Origin of the sequence: Methylocaldum sp. RMAD-M, assembly GCF_017832375.1 — a bacterium.
Classification (GTDB): Bacteria; Pseudomonadota; Gammaproteobacteria; order Methylococcales; family Methylococcaceae; genus Methylocaldum.
Map to the genome: position 1 here is coordinate 240,870 of NZ_JAFIBZ010000004.1, position 16,359 is coordinate 257,228.

Here is a 16,359-nt window from a genome sequence, read left to right on the forward strand (position 1 = left end):
TTCATGAGCGATTCGAACCCTATTCCCGCATCGAAACCGCGGCGAAGTTTCATTCGGAGAATGACGGCTTTGGTCGGGGGGCTGTTTGGTGCGTTTGTGTCGCAGCGCAGCGCTTGCGGCGGGGAGATTGAGGCTCCTGGGAAACCGGCGGTCGACTCCGCCAAAAAAGGCTATCGGGAGACCGAGCACGTCCGCGCCTATTATGATGCAGCGCGGTTTTGAGCCCGGTTTGCTTCGTCCAATTTCCTCTAAGAATTAAAATTCGATCATGAAACTGTTCAAGCGGCCCGCTTCCGAAAACGATTCGTCTTCCAAGTCGCAAACCTCGGGGCACGGCATTGACCGCCGCGAGTTTCTGCGGCGGTCGGGGCTGTCCGTGGGCGGCGCGGCCTTGGCGGGAGCCGTGCCTCTATCGATGATGAAAAAGGTCGATGCGACGGGCGCTCCCGCGCAGCCGTCAGGGGAAATCAAGAAGGTCAAAAGCGTCTGCACCCATTGCTCGGTGGGCTGCGGGGTCATTGCCGAGGTGCGGAACGGCGTGTGGATCGGCCAGGAGCCGGCTTTCGACCATCCGTTCAACCTGGGGGCGCATTGTGCGAAAGGGGCGTCGGTGCGGGAGCACGGCCATGGCGAGCGACGGCTCAAATATCCGATGAAGCTGGTCGACGGCAAGTGGCAGCGCATCGGCTGGGATCGGGCCATAGACGAGCTGGGCGACAAACTTCTTGCCATCCGCGAGCAATACGGTCCCGATTCCGTCTATTGGCTCGGATCGTCCAAGCACAACAACGAGCAGGCTTATCTCTTTCGGAAATTCGCCGCCTTGTGGGGCTCCAACAATATCGACCACCAGGCCCGCATCTGCCACTCGACCACGGTCGCCGGCGTCGCCAATACCTGGGGCTACGGGGCGATGACCAATTCCTACAACGACATCCACAACGCCAAGTCGATTTTCATCATCGGCGGCAATCCGGCGGAGGCGCATCCGGTGTCGATGCAGCATATCTTCCGCGCCAAGGAGCGCGGCGCGCCGCTGATCGTGGTCGATCCGCGCTTCACCCGCACCGCCGCCCATGCCGACTTGCACATCCGCATTCGGCCCGGAACCGACGTGCCGTTCATTTGGGGCCTGTTGTGGCACATTTTCCAAAACGGTTGGGAGGACAAGACGTTCATCGAGCAGCGGGTGTTCGGGATGGACGAAATCCGCAAGGAAGTGGCGAAATGGACGCCGGCAGAAGTCGAGCGGGTTACCGGAGTGCCGGAAGAACTCGCTCATAAGGCCGCGCGGATCATGGCGCAAAACCGGCCCGGCACCTTCATCTGGTGCATGGGCGGGACGCAGCACACGATCGGCAACAACAATACCCGCGCGTACTGCATCTTTCAGCTCGCGCTCGGCAACATGGGGCTAGAAGGCGGCGGCACCAACGTGTTTCGCGGGCACGATAACGTGCAAGGGGCGACTGACGTAGGCCCGAACGCCGACAGTCTGCCGGCTTATTACGGTTTGAGCGAGGATGCCTGGCGGCACTGGGCGAAAGTGTGGGACATCGATTTCGACTGGCTCGCCGCCCGCTTCGACCAAAGCGAGTATGACGACGGTGCGGGGAAGAAGATCAAGCCGATGTTCAACAACGGCATCCCGGTTTCCCGCTGGATCGACGGCGTATTGGAAGCGGGCGAGAACATCTCGCAGCGGAATCCCATCAAGGCCATGGTGTTCTGGGGCCATGCGCCCAACAGCCAGGTGCGCGGCCCCGAGATGAAAGCCGCGATGGAAAAACTGGACGTTTTGGCCGTAATCGATCCGTATCCGACGGTCACCGCCGTGATGCACGACCGCACGGACAACGTCTACCTGCTTCCGGCCTGCACCCAGTTCGAGACTTACGGTTCCTTGACCTCGTCCAACCGGTCGATTCAATGGCGCAGCCAGATCATCGAGCCCCTGTTCGAGTCGCGGCCGGACCACATGGTCATGTACCAGTTCGCCCGCAAGTTCGGGTTCGAAAAGGAGTTGACCAGGAACATCCAAGTCGAGAACGACACGCCGCTGATCGAGGACATCCTGCGGGAGATCAACCGGGGCGCCTGGGCGGCGGGTTATACCGGCCAAAGCCCGGAGCGGCTCAAGGCCCATCAGGAGAACTGGCACACTTTCCACACCACGACCTTGAAGGGGCAGGGCGGCCCTTGTGACGGCGAGTATTACGGCCTGCCCTGGCCGTGCTGGGGTACGCCGGAAATGAAGCATCCCGGTTCGCATATCCTCTACGACACCAGCAAGACGGTGGCGGAGGGCGGTTCGCCGTTCCGCGCCCGTTTCGGCACGGAATACCAGGGCAAGAACCTTTTGGCGGAAGGCTCCTCGAACAAGGGAGCGGATATCCGGGACGGCTATCCCGAATTCAGCGCCGAGCTGCTGAAGAAACTGGGCTGGTGGAAGGATTTGACCGAGCAGGAAAAGAAACTGGCCGAGGGCAAGAACTGGAAGACCGATCCTTCAGGCGGCATCATCCGGGTCGCGATCAAGTACGGCTGTGCGCCTTACGGCAATGCCAAGGCCCGCTGCATCGTGTGGAACTTCCCCGATCCGGTGCCGATCCATCGCGAGCCTTTGTACACGCCGCGCCGCGATCTGGCGGAGAAATACCCGACCTACCAGGACCGCAAGCGCTACTGGCGTCTGCCCACCCGTTACGTCTCGATCCAGCAGCAGGATTTCAGCAAGGATTTTCCGTTGATCATGACTTCGGGACGCTTGGTCGAATACGAGGGCGGCGGCGACGAAACCCGCTCCAATCCCTGGCTGGCAGAGTTGCAGCAGGAGATGTTTGTCGAAATCAACCCGCGCGACGCCAACAATGCCGGGGTGCGGCACGGCGAACAGGTGTGGGTCGCCGGCCCCGAAGGCGGAAGGATTAGAGTCATGGCTTTCGTCACCGAGCGGGTCCGACCGGGCGTGGTCTTCATGCCTTTCCATTTCGGCGGGCACTACGAGGGGCAGGACTTGCGGCCGAAATACCCGGAAGGCAGCGCGCCGTATGTGCTGGGCGAATCCTGCAACATCGTGTTCACCTACGGCTACGATTCGGTGACGGCGATGCAGGAGACCAAGGTGTCGCTGTGCCGGATAGAGCCGGATTTAGTGACTGAGAAATGAAGTTTGAATGGGATGAAGAGAAAGCTGCCACCAATAAAGCGAAGCACGGTGTCTCATTTGAAGAAGCCTGCACGGCTTTCAGCGATCCTTTATTTATCGACTTTTACGATCCAGACCATTCCGAAGACGAACATCGTTATATCCTCGTGGGGGAAACTCAAAACGGGCGTTTGTTATTGGTGTCCTATACGGAACGAGAGGATAGTATTCGCTTGATTAGTGCGAGAGAGGCAACCAAAGCGGAGCGAAAAGCGTATGAGCAAGGTGGATACGGAACTGAACGATGAACTTCGGTCGGAGTACGACCTGAAGAGTTTACGAGTAAGACGGTTCGGGCCGAAACGAAAAGCGTTTGGTGACGTGGTTCGCTTGGAACCTGATGTAGCGGAGGCGTTCCCAAATGCCGATGCCGTAAACGAAGCGTTGCGCCTCTTAATCGAGATTGCCAAGCGTTCGGAGCGTCCGACCAAACCAGAAGTAGATTGACATGACTCAGGGTCACAGCGCTGCTGTGCCGACGTCGTATGAATGTCTGCTCGCCTTGCCGGAAAATCTGGTCGGGGAAGTGCTCGGCGCTCGGTTGTATACCGAAACCCGCCCCACAGGCCCACAGCATCTGGTGAAAGGTGGATTGCTCTGCTCACTCGTACCTCCTTTTTGCAAAACTCGAAGCGGCTCCGGTCGTTGGCAGATTCTTCCGGAACCCGAGGTCCACTTCGTCCGAGATACCGAGGTCGCCGTGCCCGATCTGGCCGGCTGGCGGCGCGAGCGGATGCCGGAGATTCCGAGAGACCATCGCTTCGAAGTGGTGCCCGATTGGGTGTGCGAAATCCTCTCGCCCGGCACCGAGAAAAAAGATCGCGCCATCAAGCTGCCTTTGTACGCCCGCTACGGCGTGGCTCATGCCTGGCTGGTCGACCCGCTCGAGCGGACCCTGGAAGCGTTCGAGTTGCGCGAGGGCTTTTGGGTGCTGCTGGCTACGCTGAAAGACGAAGACCCTGTATCGATGCGGCCGTTTGACGCCATCACTTTTTCGTTGGCGGAGCTATGGACGTAAGGACTCCGAGGGGACGGGTTTTGAAGGGGTAAAGTAAAAGGTCAATGCCTTTAAGTTGCGGGTATGGCTGAAAACAACGTTCCGATTCGTGTTGTAGGGTGGGTTAGGCGCGCATCGCACGGAACCAGTAAAGTTCCTGTGGTGCTTTCGCGCGCCGTAACCCACCACGCAAGGCCGCGGAACCGGTGGGTTACGGCGCGCAGAGGACCGGTGGCCGCGAAATGGTTCGCGGCAGTGCGCGCCTAACCCACCCTACTCTCGAATTTATTGTATCCAAACGTATTTGAACCATGGCCCGAATGAAGTTTCTTTGCGACGAAGAGCGCTGCATCGAATGCAACGCCTGCGTCACCGCGTGTAAAAATGAGCACGAAGTCCCTTGGGGCGTCAATCGTCGGCGGGTGATCACGCTGGACGACGGATTGCCTGGAGAGAAAACCATTTCCGTCGCGTGCATGCATTGTTCCGATGCGCCTTGCCAGGCGGTCTGTCCGGTGGACTGTTTTTACACCACCGAGGACGGCGTAGTGCTGCACGACAAGGACCTGTGCATCGGTTGCGGCTACTGCTTCTACGCCTGTCCGTTCGGTGCTCCGCAATACCCGCAGGACGGCGCTTTCGGCGCGCGCGGCAAGATGGACAAGTGCACGTTTTGCGCCGGCGGTCCGGAACAGGATCATTCCGAGGAAGAGTTCAAGAAATACGGCCGGAATCGTCTAGCCGAGGGCAAGCTTCCCCTCTGCGCCGAAATGTGTTCCACCAAGGCGCTGCTCGCGGGCGACGCCGACATGGTGGCAGACATCTTCCGCGAACGGGTGGTTCGCCGCGCCGGCAACGACAATCCGGATTTGCAGCGCCAGCCGCAGGGCAAGCCCTGGGGCTGGGAGACCGCTTACAAGGAAGGGTAGGCAGCATGAGACGGCTTGGCCTGTTCTTGCTGATCATTCCAATCCTGCAAGGCTGTTACGAAGATCCGGACGTGACTCTGCACCGGGCTCATGAATATAAAGGCAAGGAAGACCGCCACATGGGCGATGCGGGCTACCGGCGGGAACAGTTGAGATTGCGCTTCAAGACCGTACAGAGCGACCGTTAGCATGATGACTCAAGTTCAAAAAGCGTCGTTTTGGCGGATTTTGTCGGCTTTCGCGCTCATGCTGGTTCTGCTGGCGATCTCTGGAACGCTGCGAGCCCATGAAGGCGAGAGACACGAACTGCACAAGGCTGAATCGGTGGTGAATCCCAGATCCGACTATTGGCGGCAGGTGCGGGAAGGCGTTCAGGGCTACACCGCGGTCAAGGGACAGGAGACGAACGTTCTGATCCAGGGCGGCGGCCAGAATTGGCGGCGGCTCCGGAACGGCCCCATAGCGAGCTACGGCGGCGTTCTCTTGGGAGTTGTGGTTTTCGCGCTCGGAGCGTTTTATCTCTGGCGCGGACAGGTAAAGCTCAGCCAGCCCCGATCCGGCGAAACCCTGGTGCGCTGGACGCTCGCCGAGCGGGTTCTGCATTGGTACGCGGCGCTGCTGTTCATTTTTCTGGCGATTACCGGTTTGAGTTTGCTCTATGGTCGAGCGCTGCTGATTCCGCTCGTGGGGCATAAGGCCTTTTCCGTCTACGCCGAGATTGCCAAGCTGCTGCACAACTTCATCGGCCCCTTGTTCATCGTCGGTTTGTTGCTCATGTTTGTCGCGTGGGTCAGGGACAATCTTCCGAGCCGGATCGATATCGACTGGCTCAGGGCCTTCGGAGGCATGGTCGGCGATCGCCATCCGTCCGCCGGACGCATGAATGCCGGCGAAAAAATGTGGTTCTGGATTTTGGCGGGCGGCGGGCTGGCGGTGAGTGCGAGCGGTCTGCTGCTGGATTTTCCCAATTTCGGCCAGGAACGTTGGCTATTGCAACTGTCGCATCTGATTCATGTCGTTTTCGCTTTGGTTCTGATGGCGGGAGCCTTGGGACACATCTATATAGGCACGATCGGGACGGAAGGAGCACTCGAAGGCATGGTGCGCGGAAGAGTCGACAAGAGCTGGGCGATTCAGCATCATGATTTGTGGTGCGAGCAACTCGCCGCGGACGAATCCGGCTCTTCGGTTCCCGACAGGCCGCCCCTTCCGGAGACGAGCCACATCGCCTCGTGATGTCTCTTTATTTTCTTACCTGAAGGAGTGATGGCTATGACGGACCGTGTCTATAAACTGATCGAAATCGTCGGGACTTCGCCGCACGGAACGGACGAGGCCACCCGAAATGCCATAGAAAAAGCATCGAAAACGGTCAAGAACCTGGACTGGTTCCAAGTTGTCGAAACGCGGGGGCAGATTGCCAACGGCAAAATCGCCCATTATCAAGTGGTCTTGAAGGTCGGATTTCGGATCGAAGACTGAGTCAACCGCTACATTCGTATGGACGTCCAAAATCGCCCTTCGTGGTCGAAGGCTTTCTAATTTTCGGGAATTCACATGGTTTTCAAGCCCAGATTCTATTTTCTCGTTGGTTTTCTGTTTTGCATGGGGCTGCTCGCGGCCGCTCTTTATTTCCAATTTTCCGGCGGGCTGGAGCCCTGTCCGCTATGTGTGTCCCAGCGCATCATGGTTTTCGCCGTCGCATTGGTGATGCTGGTTGCGGTTCTGCATAATCCGAAGAGGACTGGGGTCAAGGTCTACGCGATTCTTGGGTTCGTCATGGCCGTGCTGGGCGGAACGGTTTCGGCCCGGCATGTCTGGCTGCAGCATTTGCCGCCGGAGGAAGTGCCGGCCTGCGGTCCGGGATTGGAATACATGTTCCAGTATTTTCCCTTGACCGAGACCCTCAAGGCGATGCTGAACGGGACCGGAGACTGCGCCAAAGTCGATTGGACGCTGCTCGGGCTCAGTATGCCCGCCTGGGTGTTGATCAGCTTCTTCATCTTGGCGCTGCTCAGCCTTACCCAATTCTGGAACAGTTCGGCTGTGCGTGGAGATCAACGATATTTTTCGACTAAGAGCGAACTGCCGTTTCGCTGAAGGCGTTAACGCGAAGCATTAAGGCATCATTAGATAATGATGGCGAGATTCGACAGTTGTGGCTTTGCCGATACACATGTCACGGAAAGGTCACATTTGCAACGTACATTGAACGATTATCCGAAGGAGTGAGTATCGAGAATGTCCGTGATAAACGTGCTCGTTGTCGAAGATGAAGATGCGATTCGTGAAATGCTTGGTTTGGTCCTGGAACAGGCCGAGTTCGCCGTCAGGGCCGTTGCGGATACCCACCAGGCGCAATCGGCCTTGAATGAGTCGGTTCCCGATCTGATTTTATTGGACTGGATGTTGCCCGGCTTGAGCGGCGTCGAATGGGCTCGCCGTCTCAAGAAAGACAAACAATATAGCGAAATTCCCATCATCATGATCACCGCTCGCGGCGAGGAAGAAGATAAAATCCGGGGGTTGGATGTCGGGGCCGACGATTATGTCACCAAACCGTTCTCGCCGCGCGAATTGATAGCGCGGATCAAGGCGGTTCTTCGGCGTAGCAACAAGTACGGCAAGGGCGGAAGAATCGAGATTGGCGGGATCGCGTTGGATGTCGACGAACATAGGGTTAGCATTGCCGACAGCCACGTTATTCTGAGTCCGACTGAGTACCGATTATTGGAATTCTTCCTCACCCATCCCGACAAGGTCTACAGCCGTAGCCAGTTGCTCGACCAGGTTTGGGGACGAAGTTCATTCATCGAGGAACGCACCGTCGATGTCCACATCCGGCGCCTGCGCAAGATCCTGGCCGAACATGACCGCGAGGAGGTTATCCAGACGGTGCGCGGTTTCGGATACCGTTTTTCTGAGAACTTGTGAAAAACCTACTGCGCGGTTCGAGTCCGCACCTGCGATGCTCAACGTACCCCTTTGTACGCCTGCGCTTTTCATGCCGGACCTCCGTGTCCGGCACCCTGTGGGCGGCAACTGCCGTGCAAATCGGCATTCCTGCCGATTTGTCGGCGCGGACTCGAACCGCTCGCGACGGTTTTTTTACAACCCCTGACCAAACCTGATTCATGTCGAGCCCCTGGCGATCGGAATTTTCCTTTCTCTTTTTAACACTGTTAGTTGGCACTTTCCTCGGTAAGGTCCTGAACAGTTTCGCCGTCGTGCTCTGGTTTTGTCTGCTGGCCTATCTGGCGAGACAGCTTTTTTATGCAAATCGGCTGCTGGTTTGGCTGCGCAGCGGCAGATCCGGCCAGCCGCCTCAGGGCAACGGCGTCTGGGAAGAAATCTATTACCTCATCTATCGCTTGAGGCGACGCAACAAGCGTCGCAAAAAGCAGCTCATCCGGATGCTCGAGCGTTTCCGCACGGCGACGGCGGCATTACCGGATGCAACCGTGGTGCTGGGGCCTCGGGATGAAATCGATTGGTTCAACGAAGCGGCCGAGCGCCTGCTGGGGCTGCGCCGTGGCGATATCGGCCAGCAGATCGGCAATCTGCTGCGCCATCCGAAGCTCAGCCAATACCTCCAGACTGCCGATTATCGTGCTACGGTCAGCATTCCATCGCCCCTCACCGAAAACATGCAGCTTGAAATTCGCATCGTGCCTTATGGAGAAGATTTGCGCCTTCTGGTCGCGCAGGATGTGACTCAACTGCGATTTATGGAGCGCGTGCGCAGCGATTTCGTGGCGAACGTGTCCCACGAACTGCGCACGCCGCTGACGGTCTTGAAAGGTTATCTTGAAACCTTGGGCCAGGTGGATGGATCTCTGCCGGAATCGCATCTGAAAGTGTTTCAGCGCATGGAGGAACAGACGGCCCGGATGGAAAGCTTGGTCGACGGCCTTCTTGCACTGACGCGATTGGAGTCGGCGGCGCATCAGACGGTGCAAAAGCGGATAAACGTTCCGGCGATGCTGCAAGACATTTGCGACGAGGTCAAGCTCTTGGCCGACGAACACCCCGCCATCGAGCTGGTCCTCGAAACCGACGCCCATTTGCTGGGCGCCGAGCAGGAATTGCGCAGCGCGTTTTCAAACCTGATCGTCAATGCGGTGAAATATACGCCAGCCACGGGCCGGGTTACCGTGCGTTGGCGCTGCGAGGGCAAGGGAGCTAGGCTGGACGTCGAGGACACCGGGCCGGGCATCGCGCAACACCATCTGCCGCGGCTTACCGAACGGTTTTACCGGGTTGCCGTTGACGGATGTAAGAATAAAGGCGGGTCCGGGCTTGGATTGGCTATCGTCAAGCATGCGCTGTCCCGGCACGGCGGAGAGCTCAAAATTGCGAGCACGCTCGGGCGGGGCAGTTGCTTCAGCTGTAGTTTCCCCGAAGATCGAATCGTGCGGGTCGACTCCCGCACCGATGCCAAGCTCGCGCAAAGAATGTGATATCCAGAGCGGATAGACGAGTTGCCGGTTCCGTCCGTCTCGGCTCGCGTGGGCAGCCGAGCCGTCGGTTTTCGGGTTTGATACGGCAGGGAATTCACCTCTTTCTCGCTGCGGTGCTTTTGGCTGGAGGCGCCGGTGCCGTCTACGGATCATCCGAAGGGGCGGAGACCATCAGCGGGGATGCCGGCAGCGACGAGCTCGGGGCGAGTGACCTCGGCAGGCTGATCCGGGATTGGACCAGCGCGTTTCAGCGAGATCATGCCGGGGCTACGCTTCGCTTGCGCCCGGCCCGCTCGCTCGCTTCACCGGGCGCATTCGACGAGGCGCGCGGCGATGCGATTTACGTCGGCTATCGGCTGAACCGCGAGGCAATCGATGGTTTTTCGCGAAAACTCGGTTACAAGCCAACCCCGATTCGAGTCGCTCTCGATGCGGTAACGATTTTCGTACACCGGGATAATCCGATCCGAGGCATGACGCTGGCCCAGGCCGGCTCAGTTTTCTCGCGTTCGCCGATGTGTCGAGGTGCTCAGTACCTGGCGACCTGGGGAGCGTTGGGCTTGATCGGGGAATGGCGAACCCGGCCGTTACAGGTATTTGCGATCGGATCCGCCGACGATGTGTACGATTATTTTAGCGAGCAAGTCCTGTGCGGAGGCGCACTGGGTGAATTCGTTCAGGTGCGGCCCGATTCCGGATCGGTCGCCGGTGCCGTGAGTGAATCCTTGAATGCCATCGGTTACGGCCGAGGCGACTCAACAACTGTATCCGTGAAGCCAGTACCGCTGGCGGTAGACGCGAATATGCCTTTTGTTGCGCCGAGCGAGCGCAATGCCGTTAGCGGTGCTTACCCGCTGACGCGGTTTCTCCATATATATGTCAATAAGAGCCCGAATAGACCGCTAGCGGGTGTGCAAGCGGACTTCGTCCGATTTGTGCTGTCGGCGGAAGGTCAGCAAATTGCCAGCCGCTACGGATACATCCCGGTTACCCCGGATGTTGCAAAAAAGGAACAGAAATTGATTGGCACAGGGCAACCCTGAGGTTGGGCCGAACTATTGAATTGAGCATTTTCCTTCAATTCAGTTGCGCCGCGGCTGATCCGCGACTAAGATTGTGCCTGTTGTAAGTTTTCAAATCTTGTTGGTATTCCAACTACAGGGAGATGGATATGTTGAAAAAATTTCTAATTGCTTTGGGCATAGCAAGCGTCGCGGCGACAGCAGTGCAGGCCGAGGAGCATTTTATGGATGATCGGTGGTATGTCGCCCCGTTCGGCACATACTTCAATCCGGGCGGCGACCGTAATGCGAAAGACGATTGGGGCGCTGGCTTGGGAATCGGTAAGATCATCAACGAATATTTCAATGCCGAGGTCAGAGGTTTTTGGCAACACCTGAATGGCAAGGGCTATAACGGCGATCTTACCGGCGGCACCGTGGACCTGCAGTATTACTTCATGCGCGATGTGTTCTCGCCGTATGCGGTTATCGGCGCCGGTGGCATGAATACCAGCGCAGCCGGCAGAAGCGGCGCATCGTTCATCGGCGAGGCTGGCGTCGGTGCGACTTATGAGTTGCACGACAACTTCCTGCTCCGCGGCGATGTCCGTTATCGCTACGTCTACGAAGGAAATGGCGGCGTATACCGGAACGAAGACGATTTCCACGACATGGTCGTCAATCTCGGCTTTGTTGTTCCCTTCGGCGAGAAACCGAGAGCCGTGGCAGAAGCAGAACCTACTCCCGCGCCCGCAGACGATTGTGCTGCCCGCGACTCTGACCGTGACGGCGTGAACGATTGCGACGACAAGTGCCCCGGCACCATGGCTGACTCGAAAGTCGACGACCAAGGCTGTCCGATCAGAATCGAGCTTAAGGGCGTCAACTTCAAATATAACTCGGACGAGCTCACCGAGAACGCGAAAAGCATTCTGGACGGTGTTGTTGAGCAGCTCGTTGCTTCAAACGAAATGCGCGATATCGAAGTCCAGGGACACGCCAGCAGCGAAGGAAGCTCTCAGTACAATCTGAAGCTTTCGCAGCGCCGTGCTCAATCGGTGGCAGATTACCTGAAGTCCGCAGGCTTGAAGAACCGACTGTATGCGAAAGGTTACGGCGAGGACTATCCGATCGCCGACAACAGCACGGAAGCCGGTCGCGAGCAGAACCGCCGCGTTCAGCTGGTCTTTATGGGTGAATAAATACACCGCAATATCAAGCGGCATGGTTGCCTAATAGCAACCGCCGTCAATCAAAAACCCGCTCCCCGGAGCGGGTTTTTTCTGCTCGTTTTAATACTAAAATGTCGTGGAACTAGGCTATTGTGCTGGTTCGTTCCTCGTGCAACCCGTCCGCAGGTAAATTGTGAATAAGCGTGTTAATTTTTTCGCTGCATTGTTTGCAGCGCCTCTGATGATGCAGGCTGCATCCGCTGCCGAAATGCGCGGCTTTGTGCATATTAACGGCTCGAATGTTGTTAGGCCGTTTGCCGATGCAGTGGCCGACCGAATCAGCAAGTCCGGCAAGATCAAACGGCCATGGGTCGAGTCGAACAGTACCGGCGGTGGAATTCAGTTGTTTTGCGAGCCCGAAACCGGCGAATCTCCCGATATCGTCAATGCTTCGAGGCCGATGAAAAAATCGGAATTCGAAGCCTGTCAGGCATCCGGCATAAAGAACATCGTCGAGGTAAAGATCGGATATAGCGGCCTAGTGCTCGCGCACTCCAAGAAGGTGCCGGCGCTGGATATCACCCGGAAAGAGTTGTTTTTGGCTTTAGGAAAAAAGGTGCCTGATCCTAAATGCAAGAATTGCGACACGCTGGTCCCGAATCCCTATAAGACCTGGAAAGACATCAATCCGTCGCTGCCCGATACGAAGATCGAAGTCGTCGCTCCGCCGATCGGTTCCGGCATACGTGAATTGTTCGAAGAGGCCGTCTCGAAGGCTGGGTGCGAGAGTTTTCCCTTCATTGCCGCTTGGAAGGAAACGCAGAAGGCCAAGTATAAGGAAGTCTGCTTCACCGCCCGCAGCGATGGCGCCTATATCGAAGAAAGCGGAAATGCGATAGCGGCCATGTTGGCCAAGAACCCCGGGCTGTTGGGGTTTGTGTCGTACAAACAATATGCGGGCAATACCGATCGGCTGAATGCCGCTCGTATCGACGGAGCCGTCCCGAGTGTCGAGAGCATTGCGGCAAACCGTTACCCCATCGCCAGACCCTTGTTCCTCTATTTCAAGGCGGATCATGTCGGCAAAGTGAAGGGGCTGCAACAATATCTCGCCGAGTTTACGAATGACAAAGCGTGGGGCGAGAAAGGCTATCTTGCTCAGCTGGGATTGGTCCCGATGTCCGCGGAAGAACGTAAACTCTACGCAGCAGATGTGAAGAAGCGAAAGCCGATGTCGGCACCGATCGACACGGTCGCCGCAAGCCGAAGCTTGCCGGATGCGCAGCGCGTGGCTCGCTAAGGTCGTGCTGTTCGCCTTGACGGCGTTAGCACTGGGTCGAGGAGGTTCCATGGCTTCGTCGAGAATTTCAGATTGTCCGGATAGTCCCAATTGTGTGTCCAGTCTCTCTCGGGATCAGGATCATTACGCGAGTCCCTTTCGCGTGGACATAGCGCCTGACGAAGTTTGGGCGGCCCTGAAGCGCGTATTGGGGGCGGAACCCCGCACCCGGGTTGTCGAGGAGGACAACGAGCGATGGTATCTCCGCGCCGAGGCCACGAGCCGTCTTTTCCGATTCGTGGACGACGTGGAATTCCAGCTTATTCCGGAGGAGCACCTCATGCACGTTCGCTCCGCGTCGCGGGTCGGCTATTGGGATTTGGGCGTCAACCGCCGGCGGGTCGAGCGCTTGCGCGAAGCGCTGAAGCGTGAGGGCTTGTGGCGATAACCGCGACGCGGTGGAAGTGACGATGTATCCGTTGGATTTAAGCGAAATCGACCGTTTCTTGGAAGAGGATGTCGGTTCAGGCGACTTGACCGCTCCGATTGTTCCGAAGCACGCAACGGCGAGAGCGCGCGTGATCACCCGCGAGTCCATGGTGCTGTGCGGGCAGGCCTGGTTCGCCGCCGTTTTCGCCCGGCTCGGCGGTTCGGTTCAAATCGATTGGCTGGTGACGGAGGGCGAACAAGTCGAGGCGGGCGCCGAGCTGTGCGCGATGCGCGGCCCCGCCCGAGCGCTCCTGACCGGCGAACGCTCGGCGCTCAATCTTCTACAGACTCTGTCGGGCACCGCGACCTTGGCGCGTGCTTATGCCAAAGCCGTGGACGGCACCAAGGCGAAGGTCCTCGACACTCGCAAGACCATTCCCGGCCTCAGGAAGGCACAGAAATACGCCGTCCGCTGCGGCGGCTGTGATAACCATCGGATGGGACTCTACGACGGCATTTTGATCAAGGAAAACCATATCCTGGCTTGCGGGTCCATCGAAAAAGCCGTGCACGCCGCGAAAGCCCTGGGCGCTAACGTGCCGATCGAAGTCGAAGTGGAAAATCTCGATGAATTGAAGCAAGCCTTGGCGGTCGGCGCCGAGCGGATTCTTCTGGATAATTTCACGATTGCGATGATGCGGGAAGCGGTTACCACAACCGCAAGTCGTGCCAAGCTCGAGGTATCCGGCAACGTGACCCTGGATACCATCCGGCAGATCGCCGAGACCGGGGTGGATTATATTTCGGTCGGTGCCCTGACCAAGAATGTTCGAGCAACCGATTTGTCGATGCGGATCTCGATTACCGCCTGAGCTCTGCGAGTCAGTCGGCCAAAGGCAAGGTTTTGTCGGGATTCAAAATGCCGTTCGGATCAAATTGACGTTTGACGGCGCGCATCAATTCCAGGGCGCCGGTGTCGATTTCCCGGTCAACGTAATCCCTCTTTTCGAGACCGACGCCGTGCTCGCCGGACAAGGTACCGCGCAGCCGCAGCACCAGCGAAAAGATCTCCCCCAGGCATTCGTGGGCCTTTTCGGTTTCGCCGGGTTTGGCGGGATCGAACAGCAGGTTGACGTGAATGTTCCCGTTTCCCGCATGGCCGAAGTTGACGATCGCCAAGTCATACCGTTGCGACAGCTCGTTTAGTCCGGCGATCAGCAAAGGCAACTCGGTGACGGGCACTACCACGTCTTCGTTGATTTTCTTCGGCGCGACCTTCCGCAGCGCCGGCGACAGTGCCTTGCGCGTTTGCCATAAGGCTTCGACTTCATCGGCGGTCGCCGCAACGCGAAACTCCAGAAGCCCCTCGTTTTGAGCAGCGCGCCGCACGCTCTCGATCTGTACCGCCATTCCCTCGGCAAATCCGTCCACTTCGACCATTAGTAAAGCACCGGCGCGCTCCGGCAAGTCGGCGCGAGAGTAACGGCGAATCAGTTCGATTGCGTTTCCATCGATGAATTCGAGGGCGCAAGGAACCGCAGGTTGAGCCATGATTCGGGTGATGGCTTCCGTAGCATGGTCCAAATCGGCATAGATCGCCCGCATGGTGCGTTTGGCTTCGGGCAACGGCGTCAGCTTGAGCGTCGCCTCGGTAATCAGCGCAAGCGTTCCCTCCGAGCCCAATAGCAGCCGGGTCAGATCGTACCCGACGACGCCCTTGGTGGTGAAGACGCCCGTACGGATCTCCGTCCCCAAACCGGTCACAGCTCGCAAGGCGAGGGTGTTTTCGCGGGGAGTGCCGTATTTCACCGCGCGTGGGCCGGCGGAATTGTAGGCGAGATTCCCGCCTACACTGCAAAAGGCGGCGCTGGTCGGGTCGGGCGGCCAGAAGAAGCCGTGCGGTTTGAGAAAGTCCTGTAGCGCCTGATTGGTCAGGCCCGGTTCGACGACGATGTAGCGGTTGCCCGGCGAGAATTCCACAATCTGGTTCATCCGCTCGAACGAAGCCACAACTCCACCCCGTAAAGGCACTGTCGCGCCGGTCGTGCCGGTGCCGCGGCCGCGCGCGGTCAAAGGCACCCGATGCTCGTTGCACAAGCGGGCCAGTTCGACCGTCTGGGTGTGGCTGGTCGGGAAAACGACCGCTTCCGCCAGAGCTTGACGGCGGCTGTTGTCGTAGCCGTAAGCCCAGCAATCGGCGGGGTCCGTGTAAAGCGAGCCGGGTGGGAAAATTTGCGCCAACCGGTTCAAAAAGGCGCTGGGTAAAGCCAAGAAATCAGTCCCCGAACAATTGGTGGTCTATCAAATCGCACAGGCAGTGCGTGATCAGCAGGTGGACTTCCTGTATTCGGGCCGTCGTCTCCGAGGGTACGCGGATCTCGATATCGGTTTCCAGCAGCAAGGGCGACAGCGCTCCGCCGTCCCGGCCGCTCAGGGCCAGCACCGACATGTCCCGATCATGGGCGGCAGTAACCGCGCTCAAAATACTGGAGGAATTGCCGCTGGTGGTGTAGACGACGAGAAGATCGTTGCTGTGGCCCAAGGCTCTGATTTGCTTGGCGAAAACGTCGTCGAACCGATAATCGTTGGCAATCGAGGTCAAGGTCGATGTGTCGCAAGTGAGCGCGATAGCGGGCAGGCCGGGGCGCTCCCGCTCGAAGCGATTCAGCATCTCGGAAGAAAAATGCTGCGCTTGCGCTGCCGATCCGCCGTTGCCGCAACAAAGAATTTTGCCGTCGCTGAGTAAACACTGAGCCAGCCTGACTCCGGCAATTTCGATGATCTCTCCGAGCCTGGCCAGCGATTCGCGGCTTGCTTCAACGCTGGTCTCGAATTGACGAAAGACTCGTTCTTGTAAATTCATGCCCTGCTATCAAGGTTGCGT

Annotated in this window: 18 protein-coding genes; 16 read left to right on the forward strand and 2 right to left on the reverse strand. The window is 58.1% G+C overall.

Going from position 1 to position 16,359, the window contains the following annotated elements; translation table 11 throughout:
• Positions 1 to 268 precede the first annotated feature (268 nt).
• The 16 genes from JOD69_RS06245 (at position 269) to nadC (ending at position 14,347) form a co-directional block, all read left to right on the forward strand.
• Positions 269 to 3,169 (forward strand): formate dehydrogenase subunit alpha, encoded by a 2,901-nt coding sequence (locus JOD69_RS06245; RefSeq protein WP_077732031.1) that lies wholly within the window; start codon positions 269 to 271, stop codon positions 3,167 to 3,169.
• Positions 3,166 to 3,456, forward strand: a complete 291-nt coding sequence (locus JOD69_RS06250) for a BrnT family toxin (protein ID WP_077732030.1) — start codon at positions 3,166 to 3,168, stop codon at positions 3,454 to 3,456. Before JOD69_RS06245 ends, JOD69_RS06250 begins: the two co-directional genes overlap by 4 nt.
• Positions 3,425 to 3,655, forward strand: a complete 231-nt coding sequence (locus JOD69_RS06255) for a hypothetical protein (RefSeq protein WP_077732029.1) — start codon at positions 3,425 to 3,427, stop codon at positions 3,653 to 3,655. Before JOD69_RS06250 ends, JOD69_RS06255 begins: the two co-directional genes overlap by 32 nt.
• Before the next feature lies 1 nt (position 3,656).
• Complete coding sequence (locus JOD69_RS06260; RefSeq protein WP_077732028.1) at positions 3,657 to 4,226, forward strand: Uma2 family endonuclease; 570 nt, start codon at positions 3,657 to 3,659, stop codon at positions 4,224 to 4,226.
• A 290-nt stretch (positions 4,227 to 4,516) separates the two neighbouring features.
• Complete coding sequence (gene fdh3B, locus JOD69_RS06265; RefSeq protein ID WP_077732027.1) at positions 4,517 to 5,134, forward strand: formate dehydrogenase FDH3 subunit beta; 618 nt, start codon at positions 4,517 to 4,519, stop codon at positions 5,132 to 5,134.
• Positions 5,135 to 5,139: 5 nt separating this feature from the next.
• Positions 5,140 to 5,322 (forward strand): hypothetical protein, encoded by a 183-nt coding sequence (locus JOD69_RS06270; protein WP_086133682.1) that lies wholly within the window; start codon positions 5,140 to 5,142, stop codon positions 5,320 to 5,322.
• A 1-nt stretch (position 5,323) separates the two neighbouring features.
• Positions 5,324 to 6,370: a formate dehydrogenase subunit gamma gene (locus JOD69_RS06275; protein ID WP_086133681.1), complete on the forward strand. Its 1,047-nt coding sequence runs from the start codon at positions 5,324 to 5,326 to the stop codon at positions 6,368 to 6,370.
• A 36-nt stretch (positions 6,371 to 6,406) separates the two neighbouring features.
• Positions 6,407 to 6,616 (forward strand): dodecin, encoded by a 210-nt coding sequence (locus JOD69_RS06280; RefSeq protein ID WP_086133680.1) that lies wholly within the window; start codon positions 6,407 to 6,409, stop codon positions 6,614 to 6,616.
• A gap of 75 nt (positions 6,617 to 6,691) precedes the next feature.
• Positions 6,692 to 7,234, forward strand: coding sequence for a disulfide bond formation protein B (locus JOD69_RS06285; protein WP_077732023.1), 543 nt, complete (start codon positions 6,692 to 6,694; stop codon positions 7,232 to 7,234).
• Positions 7,235 to 7,375: 141 nt separating this feature from the next.
• Positions 7,376 to 8,068 carry a phosphate regulon transcriptional regulator PhoB gene (gene phoB, locus JOD69_RS06290; RefSeq protein ID WP_077732022.1) on the forward strand — a complete coding sequence of 231 codons (693 nt, stop codon included), beginning with the start codon at positions 7,376 to 7,378 and terminating at the stop codon, positions 8,066 to 8,068.
• A 200-nt stretch (positions 8,069 to 8,268) separates the two neighbouring features.
• Positions 8,269 to 9,594: a phosphate regulon sensor histidine kinase PhoR gene (phoR, locus tag JOD69_RS06295; RefSeq protein ID WP_086133679.1), complete on the forward strand. Its 1,326-nt coding sequence runs from the start codon at positions 8,269 to 8,271 to the stop codon at positions 9,592 to 9,594.
• Positions 9,595 to 9,671: 77 nt separating this feature from the next.
• A complete protein-coding gene (locus JOD69_RS06300; RefSeq protein WP_156881161.1) occupies positions 9,672 to 10,637 on the forward strand; it encodes a substrate-binding domain-containing protein in 966 nt (321 codons plus the stop codon).
• Positions 10,638 to 10,765: 128 nt separating this feature from the next.
• On the forward strand, positions 10,766 to 11,797 hold the full coding sequence (locus tag JOD69_RS06305; RefSeq protein ID WP_086133678.1) for an OmpA family protein: 1,032 nt from the start codon (positions 10,766 to 10,768) through the stop codon (positions 11,795 to 11,797).
• A 163-nt stretch (positions 11,798 to 11,960) separates the two neighbouring features.
• Positions 11,961 to 13,067 (forward strand): substrate-binding domain-containing protein, encoded by a 1,107-nt coding sequence (locus tag JOD69_RS06310; RefSeq protein ID WP_240502622.1) that lies wholly within the window; start codon positions 11,961 to 11,963, stop codon positions 13,065 to 13,067.
• Positions 13,068 to 13,116: 49 nt separating this feature from the next.
• On the forward strand, positions 13,117 to 13,494 hold the full coding sequence (locus JOD69_RS06315; protein WP_168183767.1) for a DUF1499 domain-containing protein: 378 nt from the start codon (positions 13,117 to 13,119) through the stop codon (positions 13,492 to 13,494).
• 22 nt (positions 13,495 to 13,516) lie between these two features.
• Complete coding sequence (gene nadC, locus JOD69_RS06320; protein ID WP_086133676.1) at positions 13,517 to 14,347, forward strand: carboxylating nicotinate-nucleotide diphosphorylase; 831 nt, start codon at positions 13,517 to 13,519, stop codon at positions 14,345 to 14,347.
• Between the two features lie 10 nt (positions 14,348 to 14,357).
• Here nadC and JOD69_RS06325 read toward each other — a convergent pair whose 3' ends face one another.
• Both JOD69_RS06325 and JOD69_RS06330 read right to left on the reverse strand, forming a co-directional pair.
• The gene (locus JOD69_RS06325) at positions 14,358 to 15,746 is read right to left on the reverse strand and encodes an FAD-linked oxidase C-terminal domain-containing protein (protein WP_086133675.1); all 1,389 of its coding nucleotides are present in this window, start codon (positions 15,744 to 15,746) and stop codon (positions 14,358 to 14,360) included.
• 4 nt (positions 15,747 to 15,750) lie between these two features.
• Positions 15,751 to 16,338 (reverse strand): phosphoheptose isomerase, encoded by a 588-nt coding sequence (locus JOD69_RS06330; protein ID WP_077732015.1) that lies wholly within the window; start codon positions 16,336 to 16,338, stop codon positions 15,751 to 15,753.
• Positions 16,339 to 16,359 lie beyond the last annotated feature (21 nt).